The sequence below is a fragment of the Duffyella gerundensis genome (assembly GCF_001517405.1).
Taxonomy (GTDB): Bacteria; Pseudomonadota; Gammaproteobacteria; order Enterobacterales; family Enterobacteriaceae; genus Duffyella; species Duffyella gerundensis.
The window spans coordinates 2,239,178-2,252,147 of sequence record NZ_LN907827.1 but is presented as its reverse complement, the minus strand read 5'-3'; the positions used below and the strand labels follow the sequence as shown (position 1 = coordinate 2,252,147).

Sequence of the window (12,970 nt, the reverse complement as noted above, 5' to 3'; positions counted from 1 at the left end):
AACGTGCAGCAGATAGCCCGCTCTGTCGCCATGACATTTAACAGTTTGCCGCGCCCCCATCGCGTAATGTTGGGGTCGCTGACGGTGATTACTCTGGCCGTCGCCATCTGGCGGCCTTACATCTACCATCCCAGTGAAAGCATGCCAATTGTCAGGCATATCGAGCTGGAGAAAAATGAACTCCGCACGCTGCTGCCTGAAGCCAGCGAGCCCATCGACCAGCCGACCCCTGCGCCGGAAGAAGATATCCCAAAAGATGAGATTGATGAGGATGTGCCGGTCGAAGCGGGCATTCACGATTACACCATCTCCTCTGGCGATACGCTGAGCAGCGCCCTTAATCAGTTCGGCATCGATATGTCTGACATTAACGCGCTGGTAAAAGCCGACGGCGATTTGCGTAATCTTAAGGTCGGTCAACAGCTCTCCTGGACGCTTAACGATGATGGGCAGCTGCAACGCGTAAGCTGGGACATTTCGCGCCGCGAAACCCGCACTTACGATCGCAGCGGCAATGGCTTTAAATCGAGCAGCGCGCTGCAAAAAGGCGAATGGCAGAATAATGTCATGACCGGCGTCGTGCAGGGCAGCTTCGTCACCAGCGCACGTAAAGCAGGCCTCAGCAGTGGCGAAGTCAGCAACGTCATTAAAGCGCTGCAGTGGCAGATGGATTTTCGCAAGCTGCGTGCCGGCGACAAATTCAGCGTGCTAATGTCGCGTGAAATGCTGAATGGTAAAAGTGAGCAGAGCCAACTGCTGGGCGTGCGCCTGCGTACCGGCGGCAAAGATTATTACGCGATTCGTGCCGAAGATGGCAAGTACTACGATCGCAATGCGTCCGGTCTGGCTCGTGGCTTTATGCGCTTTCCAACCGTTAAGCAGTATCGCGTATCCTCTAACTTCAATCCGCGCCGTCTGAACCCGGTGACAGGTCGTGTAGCACCACACAACGGTGCTGACTTTGCGATGCCAATCGGTACGCCGGTGCTGGCGGTGGGCGACGGGGAAGTGGTGGTGGCTAAACATGGCGGTGGCGCCGGTAACTACGTGGCGATTCGCCATGGTCGCCAGTACATGACGCGCTATATGCACCTGAGCCGACTGCTGGTGAAACCAGGACAGCGCGTGAAGCGCGGCGATCGTATCGCCATCTCCGGGAACACCGGTCGCTCAACCGGACCGCATCTGCACTTTGAAATCTGGATCAACAACCAGGCAGTGAACCCGCTGACCGCGAAGTTGCCGCGTACCGAAGGATTGACCGGTAAAGATCGCAGCAGCTATCTGGCGCAGGTGAAAGAAGTCCTGCCGCAGCTGAAGATCAATTAATCTTCCAGTGGCTGCGCAAAACCGACGGTCAAGGCCGTCGGTTTTTTTATGGTGCCAGCACAGGCATTGCAAAATATTACGCGGCCACTATCATTAGCCGGTCATTGATTGAGGCGAGTGCATGGAAACCAGCAAGAACAGTAACAGTGAGTTTATCCCCGTTTTTAAGCGGTCATTTCTGAAACCCAAACACTGGGGAACCTGGCTGGCGATAGGTGCCTGCGCCGCGATGGCGCTGATTCCGGCTAAATTACGCGATCCTTTACTGGGCACGCTGGGCCGCAAAGTCGGTAAGCTGGCAAAGAGCGCCCGCCGTCGAGCCCAAATCAACCTGTTGTACTGTTTCCCCGAACTGTCTGAAGCCCAGCGTGAGGCCATCGTCGATCGCATGTTTGCCACCGCGCCGCAAACCATCGTGTTTATGGCCGAGCTGGCGCTGCGTAATCCGGCTAAGATGGGCCAGCGTATCCAGTGGCAGGGCCGCGAAGTGTTTGACCGCCTGCGCGCTGAAAAAGAGAACGTGATTTTGCTGGTGCCGCACGGCTGGGGCGTGGATATTCCCGCCATGCTGTTAGCGCATGAAGGCGAAAAAGTGGCGGCGATGTTCAATCATCAAAGCGATCCGGTGATTGATTACGTCTGGAATTCAGTCCGCCTGCGCTACAACGGCCGCCTGCATGCGCGCGACAACGGCATCAAGCCGTTCATCAGCTCAATTCGCAAAGGCTTCTGCGGTTACTATCTGCCCGATCAGGATCACGGTCCTGAGCACAGCGAGTTTGTGGATTTCTTCGCAACGTATAAGGCGACGCTGCCCGCGCTGGGACGCTTGATGAAAGTGAGTCGCGCCCGCGTGATTCCGCTGTTTCCGGTCTACAACAGCGAAACCCACGGCGTCACCATGATTTTTGGCCAGCCGATGAACGATCTGGTGGAAGCGGACGACATCACGCTGGCAAGGCGCATGAACGAAGAGGTGGAGAAATTTGTTGCGCCGCATCCGGAGCAGTACGCCTGGATCCTCAAATTGCTGAAGACGCGCAAGGACGGAGATATCGAACCCTACAAGCGCAAGGATATCTATCCGAAGTGATAAAAAAACGCGACCTGAGGGTCGCGTTTTTTATTTAAGGCTGATGCTTAGTCAACACGCAGCACACGGCTGGTGTTGGTGGTGCCGGTGGCGCCCATCACATCGCCCTGGGTGACGATCACCAGATCGCCAGAAACCAGGAAGCCTTTGTCGCGCAGCAGGTTGATCGCATCATGCGCGGCAACCACGCCGTCGTTGTTGCTGTCAAAGTAAACTGGCGTCACGCCGCGGTAGAGCGCGGTGAGATTCAGCGTACGCTCATGACGCGACATAGCGAAAATCGGCAGGCCGGACGTGATGCGTGAGGTCATCAGCGCCGTGCGGCCCGATTCCGTCATGGTGATGATCGCCGTTACGCCCTGCAGATGGTTGGCGGCATACATCGCCGACATGGCAATCGCTTCTTCGATATTGTCGAACTGCACATCCAAACGGTGTTTCGAGACGTTAACGCTGGGAATTTTTTCCGCGCCAAGACAGACTTTCGCCATCGCACTGACGGTTTCAGCCGGATATTGACCCGCTGCGGTTTCCGCTGACAGCATCACCGCATCGGTGCCGTCGAGCACGGCGTTGGCGACGTCCATCACTTCTGCGCGGGTTGGCATCGGATTAGTAATCATCGATTCCATCATCTGCGTGGCGGTAATGCTGGTGCGGTTAAGCTGACGGGCACGACGAATCAACGCTTTCTGAATGCCGACCAGTTCCGGATCGCCAATTTCAACGCCTAAATCGCCGCGTGCCACCATCACCACGTCGCAGGCGAGGATAATTTCATCCATCGCTTCCTGCGTGGCAACTGCTTCTGCACGCTCAACTTTAGCGACAATTTTCGCTTCGCAGCCCGCTTCACGAGCCAGACGGCGCGCATAGTTCAGGTCTTCGCCGTTGCGCGGGAAGGAGACCGCCAGGAAATCGACGTTGATTTTGGCTGCGGTCAGGATGTCCGCTTTATCTTTTTCGGTCAGCGCTTCGGCTGACAGGCCGCCGCCGAGCTTGTTAATGCCTTTGTTGTTGGACAGCGGGCCGCCCACGGTCACTTCGGTAAAGACTTTGCTGCCGTCAACCGACAGCACTTTCAGCTGAACGCGACCGTCGTCGAGCAGCAGAATGTCGCCCGGAACCACATCAGACGGCAGATTTTTATAATCGATGCCGACTTTTTCTTTATCGCCTTCACCTTTGCCCAGCGACGCATCCAGCAGGAAGCGGTCGCCAATGCTGAGGAATACTTTGCCCTCTTTAAAGGTGGAGACGCGAATTTTAGGCCCCTGCAGGTCGCCGAGGATCGCAACGTGGCGGCCCAGCTTGGCGGCAATCTCACGCACTTTGTCGGCGCGCATCTGATGATCTTCCGGGGTGCCATGCGAGAAGTTAAGTCGAACAACGTTAGCGCCGGCGGCGATGATTTTTTCGAGATTATTATCACGATCGGTTGCCGGACCCAGCGTTGTTACGATCTTGGTTCTTCTGAGACGTCGAGACATGTAAGACTCCATATTATATGGTAAACGTGACGATGCGAGGCATGACCTGGTGATGCTTCGCTTATCTTAACGCATAGCGGCATCGTGATTCGACTCACATTGTAAACCTGATGTTAAAAAAATTTCAGCCCGCATAACAAAAGGGCGCCTTACTCTACCCGCTATCCCCACAGAGCGTCTTTGACGCACGGCAGGTTACGCCGCTATTTCACGGCTGGAAGAGCGTAAAACTCCCTCCGCGACGCGTCGAACGTCAACGCGACAGCAATCGGGTTACGATAAGACAACAATTACTGCTGCGACAAGCCTGACTGATTTGCTAAGGTTATCGGCACGGTGCCCGATTTCGTCCAGCATAATCGCCGCACAAAAACCGGCTGGTTTGGGCGATTTCATTTACAGGTGATTTCAATGCCGCTTTTTTGCGAAGATAGCCCGCGCTCACGTTACGCCAGCGCCGACCCGTTTGTCACATTTTTCAGCAGTTGACGGAAAAAGGACAGCACGCGGCAGCGGACGTTATGCCCTTATTTGGCCTGACGTGCCACGCTGGTTTACCCGGAACCGCGAAAAGCAGTACATTGTGTCGTTAGAAATTACAATAAAGGTCTGACCTGCGAAGGATTTTTGCAGTCCGGCCTATCCTGCAACGAGGAGAGGAAAATGGCGGTAACTCAAACAGCCCAGGCATGCGATCTGGTGATTTTCGGTGCCAAAGGCGATCTTGCTCGCCGGAAACTGCTGCCTTCGCTATACCAGCTGGAAAAAGCCGGGCAGATTCATGAAGAGACGCGCGTGATTGGCGTTGGCCGCGCCGACTGGGACAAAGCCGCTTACACCAAGGTGGTGCGTGAAGCGCTGGAAACCTTCATGAAGGAGAAAATTGACGAAGCGCTGTGGGATAAACTCAGTAGCCGACTCGATTTCTGCAACCTTGATGTCAATGAAACCTCACACTTTCCCCGCCTGGGTAAAATGCTGGACCAGAAAAACCGCGCCACCATCAACTATTTTGCCATGCCGCCAAGTACCTTTGGCGCGATTTGCAAAGGCTTAGGCAAAGCAAAGCTGAATGAAAAGCCGGCGCGCGTAGTGATGGAAAAACCGCTGGGCACCTCGCTGGAAACCTCGCGTGAAATCAACGACCAGGTCGGCGAATACTTTGACGAAAGCCAGGTGTTCCGCATCGACCATTATCTCGGTAAAGAAACGGTGCTCAACCTGCTGGCGCTGCGTTTCGCCAATGCGCTGTTCGCCAACAACTGGGATAATCGTACCATCGATCATGTGCAGATTACCGTGGCCGAAGAAGTGGGTATCGAAGGCCGCTGGGGCTATTTCGACAAAGCGGGCCAGATGCGCGACATGATTCAGAACCACCTGCTGCAGGTGCTGACCATGATCGCCATGTCGCCGCCATCCGATCTCAGCGCTGACAGCATTCGTGACGAAAAAGTGAAGGTGCTGAAATCCCTGCGCCGCATCGATCACAGCAACGTGCGTGAAAAAACCGTTCGCGGTCAGTACACCGGCGGCTTTGTGCAGGGCCACAAAGTACCAGGCTATCTCGATGAAGAGGGCGCCGATAAATCGAGCAGCACCGAAACCTTTGTCTCGATTCGGGTTGATATCGATAACTGGCGCTGGGCTGGCGTGCCGTTCTACCTGCGTACCGGCAAACGCCTGCCAACCAAATGCTCAGAAGTGGTGGTCTACTTTAAAAATCCGGAAATGAACCTGTTTAAAGAGTCATGGAAAGAGCTGCCGCCGAACAAACTGACTATTCGCCTGCAGCCGGATGAAGGTGTGGATATCGAGATCCTCAACAAAGTGCCGGGCCTCGATCACAAACACAATCTGCAAACCACCAAGCTTGACCTGAGCTACTCCGAGACCTTCAACCAATCGCACCTTGCCGATGCCTACGAGCGTCTGCTGCTGGAAACCATGCGCGGCATTCAGGCATTGTTTGTGCGCCGTGACGAAGTTGAGGCGGCATGGACATGGGTTGATTCCATTATCGATGCATGGTCAAACGACAACGACGTGCCTAAGCCTTATCAGGCAGGTACCTGGGGGCCGGTGGCCTCTGTTGCGATGATCACCCGCGATGGCCGCTCATGGAATGAGTTTGAGTAACGCTTAAAACAAAACCCGCCACGGCGGGTTTTTTTACGCCTGTAGGTTAGGGCAAAAAAATGAACCACAGTTTCAATTTGCTCATGTGCTATCTGGACGTCAGACAAAGCTATCATGTATGGTAGTTCCCGGAATTGCGACAGCATGCGGCCACTGACCGCATCAATCAGCCGGTATCGATCCGGCCAGCGAGGAGAAGTCACACGATGAAAAACTGGAAAGTCAGCGCGGAAACGGTGTTAAAAACAGGCCCGGTTGTGCCGGTAATTGTGGTCAACGATCTGAAGCATGCCGTTCCCATGGCGAAAGCGCTGGTTGCTGGCGGCGTGCGCGTGCTGGAAGTGACGCTGCGGACGCCGGTTGCCATGGAGGCCTTGCGCGCCATCATTAAAGAGGTGCCGGAAGCGATTGTTGGCGCTGGCACGGTGTTGAATACCCAGCAGCTGCATGAAGTGACGGAAGCGGGCGCGCAGTTTGTGATCAGCCCTGGTATCACTGAATCCTTGTTGAAAGCGGCAACCGACGGCCCGATCCCCCTGATTCCTGGCATCAGCACCGTTTCTGAACTGATGACCGGTATGGATTATGGCCTGCGTGAATTCAAATTTTTCCCGGCTGAGGCCAACGGCGGTGTGAAAGCGCTGCAGGCGATTGCCGGACCTTTCCCACAGGTGCGCTTCTGCCCAACCGGCGGCATCACGCCAGCTAACTACCGTGACTATCTGGCGCTGAAAAGCGTGCTCTGCATTGGCGGCTCCTGGCTGGTGCCAGCCGATGCGCTGGAGCAGGGCGACTGGAACCGCATCACTGAACTGGCGCGTGAGGCGGTAGCCGGCGCCCGTTAAGTTACGCGATGCAGACACAAAAAAGGCGCAGATCAATGCGCCTTTTTTTATGCCACTGGATTTAGCCGCTGACCCTGACCGCGGAGGCGCAGGCAATGGCCCGCGCTACGGCCTGTTCGCAATCCTCACCGGTGGCCAGCGCCACGCCTAAGCGGCGTCTGCCAGCGATGTCAGGTTTGCCAAACAGCCGCAGCTGTAAACCGGCACCGATAGCGTCGGCAAGGCCGCTGAACTGTACGTTGCTGCTGTGCAGTTCGGGTAAAATGACCGCCGAAGCGGCGGGACCAAACTGGCGAATGCCGCCTATCGGCAGGCCGAGGAAAGCGCGCACGTGCAGCGCAAACTCCGATAAATCCTGCGAAATCAGCGTCACCATACCGGTGTCGTGTGGACGCGGAGAAACTTCACTGAAAATCACTTCATCACCGCAGACAAACAGCTCAACGCCAAACAAACCGTAGCCACCCAGCGCTTTTACCACGCGTTCGGCAATCTGCTGCGCGCGCTGCAATGCCAGCTCGCTCATCTGCTGCGGCTGCCAGGATTCCCGATAGTCGCCTTCTTCCTGACGATGGCCAATCGGCGCGCAGAAATGGATGCCATCGACCGCACTGATGGTTAGCAGAGTGATTTCAAAGTCAAATTTCACCACGCCTTCAACGATAACGCGGCCCGCACCAGCACGTCCGCCTTGCTGTGCGTATTCCCAGGCGTGATCAAGCGCCGTGGCATCACGCACAAAACTCTGCCCTTTACCTGATGAGCTCATCACCGGCTTGACGATGCAAGGGAAGCCGATCGCCTCTGCCGCCTGAACAAAATCAGCCTGACTGTCGGCAAAGCGATAGCTCGACGTCGGCAACGCCAGCTCTTCAGCCGCCAGGCGGCGAATGCCTTCACGATTCATGGTGAGCCGTGCGGCACGGGCGGTGGGCACCACATGCTGTCCATTTTTTTCCAGCTCAACCAGCATATCGGTAGCGATCGCTTCAATTTCCGGCACGATAAAATCAGGGCGTTCTTCGGCAACCAGCTTTTGCAGCGCCGCGCCGTCCAGCATGTTAATCACATGGCTGCGATGCGCTACGTGCATCGCCGGGGCATCGGCGTAGCGATCGACCGCGATCACCTCAATGCCGAGCCGTTGACACTCAATTGCCACTTCCTTACCGAGTTCGCCTGAACCCAGCAGCATGACGCGAGTGGCCGCCGGACGCAGAGCCGTTCCAAAATTTTTCATAAGCACCACCTGAAAGGGATAAAAAAAACCGCGCACAGTGTAAACGAAAACGATTGCGCAGGCATCTGTTGTCAGGCTTGCTTTAAACCCCATCGCTGATATACTGTATATAAACACAGTTACCTGGAGCAGGTTATGGCCGTAGAAATTCAATATGTGGTTGTCAGAAAGGGTGCCGAGAAAATGACTTTTGCCAGCAAAAAAGAGGCTGATGCTTACGACAAAATGCTGGACCTTGCTGAGGCCTTCACCGGATGGTTTGAAAGCAGCAGCCTGCCGCTTGATGAAGCGCAGCACGAAGGGCTGGGATTGTGGTTGGCGGAAAATAAAGATGCGCTGCAGCACATTCTGCGCACCGGCAAGCAGCCGGATGCCGCTGCGCAGGCTGATGAGAGCGAGTCCGCCGAGAAAGCGACCAAAGGCAAAAGCACGGCGAAAATCCGTGCGGTTGATGCCGCGTAATTTGTTGGCAACCTGCCGATAAGCTGATGTTTTCCGGTCTTTTCCTGCGCTGACGGTTCTTGACACCGAATGTTCTACGCTTATTCCGCGATGCAACTCAGGAATAAAAAATATGAATAACTGGTTAAAACAACTGCAGTCGGTGTTGGGTAACAGCAGCAGCGGTGGAAAAGGCGGAATCGAAGGGCTGGGCAAGATGTTGTCGCCCGGTGCGCTGGGTGGCCTGGCTGGCCTGCTGGTGGCAAACGGTTCGTCGCGTAAGCTGCTGGCAAAGTATGGCAAAAACGCGCTGATCATTGGCGGCGGTGCGGCAGCGGGTGCGGTGTTGTGGAACAAATACAAACAGCGCGTCAGCGAAACCCATCGTGACGATCCGCAGTTTGGGCAGAGCGCCACGCCGGTTGATCAGCGTGCCGAGCGACTGATTGCGGCGCTGGTGTTTGCCGCCAAAAGCGATGGTCACATCGATAGTGACGAGCGTAAAGCGATTGAACGCAGTATGCAGGAAGCGGGTATTGGTGCCGCGGGTGAACAACTGATTCAGCAGGCGATTGATCGCCCGCTTGATCCGCAATGGCTGGCGCAGGGCATTAAAAATGAGGAAGAGGCGCTGGAACTTTACTTCCTCAGCTGCGCGGCTATCGATGTTGATCACTTTATGGAGCGTAGCTACCTCAATGCGCTGGGTGACGCCCTGAAAATTCCGCAGGACGTGCGGGACGGCATTGAAAATGATATCCGGGCGGAGAAAAAACAACTTTCCGCCTGACCGATCTGGCCAGCGTTCGCTGGCCTGCTTTTCATGAGATTTTTCCTGGTTAATCCTTGGCATTCATCATGGCACCTGCCAACCTTAGGATATGTTTCACTTAAGGTTCAATTGCCATGACTCCACCTGTTGCTTCTAAAAAACCGCATGCCCTTACGCTGCACGGTGACACGCGTATCGACAACTATTTCTGGCTGCGTGACGATCAGCGTGCCGATCCGGAGGTGCTGGACTATTTACGCGCGGAGAACCGCTACGGCCAGCAGATCATGTCCAGCCAGCAGGCGCTGCAGGATCAGCTGCTGGAAGAGATGATTGGTCGCATTCCCCAGCAGGATCACAGCGTGCCCTACGTGCGAAACGGCTATCGCTATCAGAGCTTCTATGAGCCGGGCAACGAATACGCGATTTATCGCCGTCAGCCGGAGGATCGCAGTCCGGATGAAGAGTGGGAGCTGCTGCTGGATGCTAACCAGCGCGCCGCACACAGCGATTTTTACACCATGGGCGGGCTGGAAGTCAGTCCGGATAACAAGGTAATGGCCCTGGCCGAAGATTTTCTCTCCCGTCGGCAATATGGCATTCGTTTTCGCAATCTTGAGACCGGTGGCTGGTATCCGGAATTACTGGATAACGTCTCTTCCAGCTTTGCCTGGGCAAACGATGCCAAAACCATTTATTACGTGCGCAAGGACAAACAGACGCTGCTACCCTGGCAGGTGTGGCGCCATCGGCTGGGTACGCCGCAGCAGGACGACGAACTGGTTTATGAAGAACAGGATGATACGTTTTACGTCAGCGTGCATAAAACCACTTCCCAGCATTTCATTCTGATTGCCTTGCAAAGCAGCACCACCAGCGAAATTCATCTGGTTGATGCCGAATACGCTGATGCGCAGCCGCAGCTGTTTATTCCCCGTCGTACCGATCACGAATACACCCTCGATCACTATCAGCATCATTTCTATATTCGCTCAAACCGTGAAGGCAAAAACTTTGGTCTTTACCGCAGCGAGCGGCTACAGGAATCTGCATGGCAGCCGCTGATCGCGCCACGCGAACATGTTGTGCTGGAAGATTTTCAGCTGTTCCGTGACTGGCTGGTGGTCGAAGAGCGTCAGCGCGGCCTGACCAGCCTGCGGCAAATTTGCCGTAAAACCGGCGAAAGCTTTGGTATCGCCTTTGACGATCCAGCCTATGTCACCTGGCTGGGCTGGAACCCGACGCCGGAGACCAACAAGCTGCGCTACGGCTACTCGTCAATGACCACGCCCGCCACGCTGTTTGAACTGGATATGGAGACCGGCGATCGACTGGTGTTGAAGCAGTCACAGGTTAAAGGCTTTGAGGCCAGCAAGTATAAAAGCGAGCATATCTGGATCACCGTGCGCGATGGTGTGGAGGTGCCGGTTTCGCTGGTCTATCACCGCGAACACTTTCAGCCTGGCGCTAATCCGCTGCTGCTTTACGGCTACGGTTCTTACGGTTCAAGCATGGACGCCGATTTCAGCGCCAGCCGCCTGAGCCTGCTCGATCGGGGTTTTGTCTTTGCGCTGGCTCACGTGCGCGGCGGCGGCGAAATGGGCCAGCAGTGGTACGACGATGGCCGTCTGATGAACAAGCTCAATACCTTCCACGACTTTATCGATGTTGCAGAAGCGCTGGTGCAGAAGCGTTACGGAAATGCACAGCGGCTCTACGCCATGGGCGGCAGCGCTGGCGGCCTGTTAATGGGCGCGGTAATCAACATGGCGCCGCAGTTGTTTCACGGCGTGGTGGCGCAGGTGCCGTTTGTGGATGTGGTTACCACCATGTTGGATGAGTCGATTCCGCTGACTACCGGCGAATATGATGAATGGGGCAATCCGCAGGATGCCGCGTTCTATCATTACATCAAACAGTACAGCCCTTATGACAACGTCAGCGCGCAGGCCTATCCGCATCTGCTGGTGACCACCGGCCTGCACGATTCGCAGGTGCAATATTGGGAACCGGCTAAATGGGTAGCAAAACTGCGGGAGCTAAAAACTGACGATCATCTGCTGTTGCTGTGTACGGACATGGATTCCGGCCACGGCGGTAAATCGGGACGATTCAAATCGTATGAGGGCGTGGCGCTGGAGTACACCTTCCTGATCGCGCTGATGCAGGGCACACTCGGCGCCCCGGCATAGGGGCGTCAGCCAAGGTGTTTGATCAGGGCGCTGCGCAGATCGCGGCGCAAATCCGCCACGTTATCGAGCAGCCAGCGCAGATAGCCAGGATCGCGCTCAGCGATGTCGGCGATGCGCTGACCGCGATACTTGCCGAACGGCAGGTGTTCGCTGCCGCTGGCGGGCTGCATGCGGGTTACCATTTCGGCCGCGTCCCAGCCGGAGGTTTCCATAATGCGAATCAGCAGCGCGGCGGTGACGTAGCAATCGTACAGCGCCCGGTGCGCATACAGATCTTCAGGCGGCTCCACCTGCAACTGCAAACTCTCACGCAGCGCCTGGTTGCCATATTTGCGACCCGGCCAAACCTGCCGCGCCAGCGTCATGGTGCAAATCCATTCGCCGGGCATCGCTGGCAGCATGCGGCGATCAAAGCTGGCGTTGTGCGCCACGTAATGGCTACTGCCGTGATAGCGGGCGATCGCCTCTTCAATGGTCGGTTTGCCGCGCACCATGGCGGGCGTGATGCGGTGAATCGCCATGGCCTGACGGCTGATTGGCCGGTCGGGAGAGATCAAATCGCTCATCGGATTAACGATCTGTCCGTCGACCACGTCAACTGAGGCGACTTCGACAATGCCGCCCTGCAGGCCACAGGTTTCGGTATCAATAACGCGTAGCAATGTCATGCTTATTTCTGCTTAGGTTCATAGGGCAGGCGTGAGAAGGCGAGCGATGCCTGACGATAATGCATCAGGCGCTGGCGAAACCAATCACGCAGCGCTTCAGGCTGTTCACGCTCAACCATCTCAGGGATCACCGGCATATTGTAACGCTCTTTGAACGCTACACCGGCCGCGGCCAACTCGACGTTAATTTTATCTTTCTCTGCCTTTTCCAGGCGAGCGAGATTGTGACTCATGCTGTTCTCCTCTGAAGCAGCGGCAAAAATAATGCAGAAAGCATTGATTAGCAAGGTGGCGGATAGCACCCCGGCGCCTCGACAGCTTTCCTGCTGCGGAGTATCCTTGCGCCAGATTGCAGATTGCCTGCACACAACAGGATAATACGATGCTGAAAATCACTTGCTGGCCGCTATTAACGGCCTCGGCGTTAGCCACCGCGCTGTTCGTCTCACCGGCGGCTTTGGCTCACGCTCATCTTAAAAATCAATATCCTGCGGCTAACGCGAAGGTTGAGGCCTCGCCTCAGGCGCTGACGCTGACCTTCTCTGAGGATATTGAACCCGCGTTCAGCGGTGCCACCCTGACCAACGAAAAACAGCAGCCAATGCCAACCGGTAAAGTCGGGCGTACCGCCGCCAAACATAACCAGATGATTGTGCCGCTTGAGAAGCCGCTGCCTGGCGGAGAGTATCAGGTCGACTGGCATGTGCTCTCGGTTGATGGCCATAAGACGCAGGGAAAATATAGCTTTAGCGTAAAGTAAG

The 12,970-nt window shown here is 55.8% G+C and carries 12 protein-coding genes; 8 read left to right on the top strand and 4 right to left on the bottom strand.

Annotated elements, in window-relative coordinates; genetic code table 11:
• Nucleotides 1-3 precede the first annotated feature (3 nt).
• The gene (mepM, locus tag EM595_RS10500) at nt 4-1,329 is read left to right on the top strand and encodes a murein DD-endopeptidase MepM (RefSeq protein ID WP_067431428.1); all 1,326 of its coding nucleotides are present in this window, start codon (nt 4-6) and stop codon (nt 1,327-1,329) included.
• 121 nt (nt 1,330-1,450) lie between these two features.
• Nucleotides 1,451-2,422 carry a lauroyl-Kdo(2)-lipid IV(A) myristoyltransferase gene (gene lpxM, locus EM595_RS10495; protein ID WP_067431425.1) on the top strand — a complete coding sequence of 324 codons (972 nt, stop codon included), beginning with the start codon at nt 1,451-1,453 and terminating at the stop codon, nt 2,420-2,422.
• A gap of 47 nt (nt 2,423-2,469) precedes the next feature.
• On the opposite strand, the gene pyk is transcribed toward lpxM, so the two are convergent.
• Nucleotides 2,470-3,912 carry a pyruvate kinase gene (gene pyk, locus EM595_RS10490; protein ID WP_067431423.1) on the bottom strand — a complete coding sequence of 481 codons (1,443 nt, stop codon included), beginning with the start codon at nt 3,910-3,912 and terminating at the stop codon, nt 2,470-2,472.
• A gap of 663 nt (nt 3,913-4,575) precedes the next feature.
• On the opposite strand from pyk, the gene zwf reads away from it, so the two are divergent.
• Together zwf and EM595_RS10480 are read left to right on the top strand one after the other, a co-directional pair.
• Nucleotides 4,576-6,051, top strand: coding sequence for a glucose-6-phosphate dehydrogenase (gene zwf / locus EM595_RS10485; protein WP_067431420.1), 1,476 nt, complete (start codon nt 4,576-4,578; stop codon nt 6,049-6,051).
• 206 nt (nt 6,052-6,257) lie between these two features.
• Entirely contained in the window at nt 6,258-6,896 is a 639-nt protein-coding gene (locus tag EM595_RS10480; protein ID WP_067431417.1) for a bifunctional 4-hydroxy-2-oxoglutarate aldolase/2-dehydro-3-deoxy-phosphogluconate aldolase, read from the top strand.
• A 61-nt stretch (nt 6,897-6,957) separates the two neighbouring features.
• On the opposite strand, the gene purT is transcribed toward EM595_RS10480, so the two are convergent.
• Entirely contained in the window at nt 6,958-8,136 is a 1,179-nt protein-coding gene (gene purT / locus EM595_RS10475; protein WP_067435387.1) for a formate-dependent phosphoribosylglycinamide formyltransferase, read from the bottom strand.
• A gap of 135 nt (nt 8,137-8,271) precedes the next feature.
• Between purT and EM595_RS10470 the strand changes: the two genes are divergently transcribed.
• The 3 genes from EM595_RS10470 (at nt 8,272) to EM595_RS10460 (ending at nt 11,541) form a co-directional block, all read left to right on the top strand.
• Nucleotides 8,272-8,598: a YebG family protein gene (locus EM595_RS10470; protein WP_067431414.1), complete on the top strand. Its 327-nt coding sequence runs from the start codon at nt 8,272-8,274 to the stop codon at nt 8,596-8,598.
• A 112-nt stretch (nt 8,599-8,710) separates the two neighbouring features.
• Nucleotides 8,711-9,367 (top strand): tellurite resistance TerB family protein, encoded by a 657-nt coding sequence (locus tag EM595_RS10465; RefSeq protein ID WP_067431410.1) that lies wholly within the window; start codon nt 8,711-8,713, stop codon nt 9,365-9,367.
• A gap of 116 nt (nt 9,368-9,483) precedes the next feature.
• Entirely contained in the window at nt 9,484-11,541 is a 2,058-nt protein-coding gene (locus EM595_RS10460; protein WP_067431407.1) for a prolyl oligopeptidase family serine peptidase, read from the top strand.
• Nucleotides 11,542-11,546: 5 nt separating this feature from the next.
• Here the strand turns inward: EM595_RS10460 and exoX are convergent, their stop codons facing one another.
• Complete coding sequence (gene exoX / locus EM595_RS10455; RefSeq protein ID WP_173645371.1) at nt 11,547-12,209, bottom strand: exodeoxyribonuclease X; 663 nt, start codon at nt 12,207-12,209, stop codon at nt 11,547-11,549.
• A gap of 2 nt (nt 12,210-12,211) precedes the next feature.
• Nucleotides 12,212-12,442: a DNA polymerase III subunit theta gene (locus EM595_RS10450; RefSeq protein WP_067431405.1), complete on the bottom strand. Its 231-nt coding sequence runs from the start codon at nt 12,440-12,442 to the stop codon at nt 12,212-12,214.
• 149 nt (nt 12,443-12,591) lie between these two features.
• Here EM595_RS10450 and yobA point away from each other — a divergent pair, with 149 nt between their 5' ends.
• Nucleotides 12,592-12,969: a CopC domain-containing protein YobA gene (gene yobA, locus EM595_RS10445; RefSeq protein ID WP_067431402.1), complete on the top strand. Its 378-nt coding sequence runs from the start codon at nt 12,592-12,594 to the stop codon at nt 12,967-12,969.
• Nucleotide 12,970: the final 1 nt, after the last annotated feature.

What these genes read in the sequence shown, in the direction of transcription:
- pyk (WP_067431423.1), bottom strand. Translation starts at nt 3,912, where the DNA reads ATGTCTCGACGTCTCAGAAGAACCAAGATCGTAACAACGCTGGGTCCG.
- EM595_RS10470 (WP_067431414.1), top strand. Translation starts at nt 8,272, where the DNA reads ATGGCCGTAGAAATTCAATATGTGGTTGTCAGAAAGGGTGCCGAGAAA.
- lpxM (WP_067431425.1), top strand. Translation starts at nt 1,451, where the DNA reads ATGGAAACCAGCAAGAACAGTAACAGTGAGTTTATCCCCGTTTTTAAG.
- EM595_RS10460 (WP_067431407.1), top strand. Translation starts at nt 9,484, where the DNA reads ATGACTCCACCTGTTGCTTCTAAAAAACCGCATGCCCTTACGCTGCAC.
- yobA (WP_067431402.1), top strand. Translation starts at nt 12,592, where the DNA reads ATGCTGAAAATCACTTGCTGGCCGCTATTAACGGCCTCGGCGTTAGCC.
- exoX (WP_173645371.1), bottom strand. Translation starts at nt 12,209, where the DNA reads ATGACATTGCTACGCGTTATTGATACCGAAACCTGTGGCCTGCAGGGC.
- EM595_RS10480 (WP_067431417.1), top strand. Translation starts at nt 6,258, where the DNA reads ATGAAAAACTGGAAAGTCAGCGCGGAAACGGTGTTAAAAACAGGCCCG.
- zwf (WP_067431420.1), top strand. Translation starts at nt 4,576, where the DNA reads ATGGCGGTAACTCAAACAGCCCAGGCATGCGATCTGGTGATTTTCGGT.
- purT (WP_067435387.1), bottom strand. Translation starts at nt 8,136, where the DNA reads ATGAAAAATTTTGGAACGGCTCTGCGTCCGGCGGCCACTCGCGTCATG.
- EM595_RS10450 (WP_067431405.1), bottom strand. Translation starts at nt 12,442, where the DNA reads ATGAGTCACAATCTCGCTCGCCTGGAAAAGGCAGAGAAAGATAAAATT.
- EM595_RS10465 (WP_067431410.1), top strand. Translation starts at nt 8,711, where the DNA reads ATGAATAACTGGTTAAAACAACTGCAGTCGGTGTTGGGTAACAGCAGC.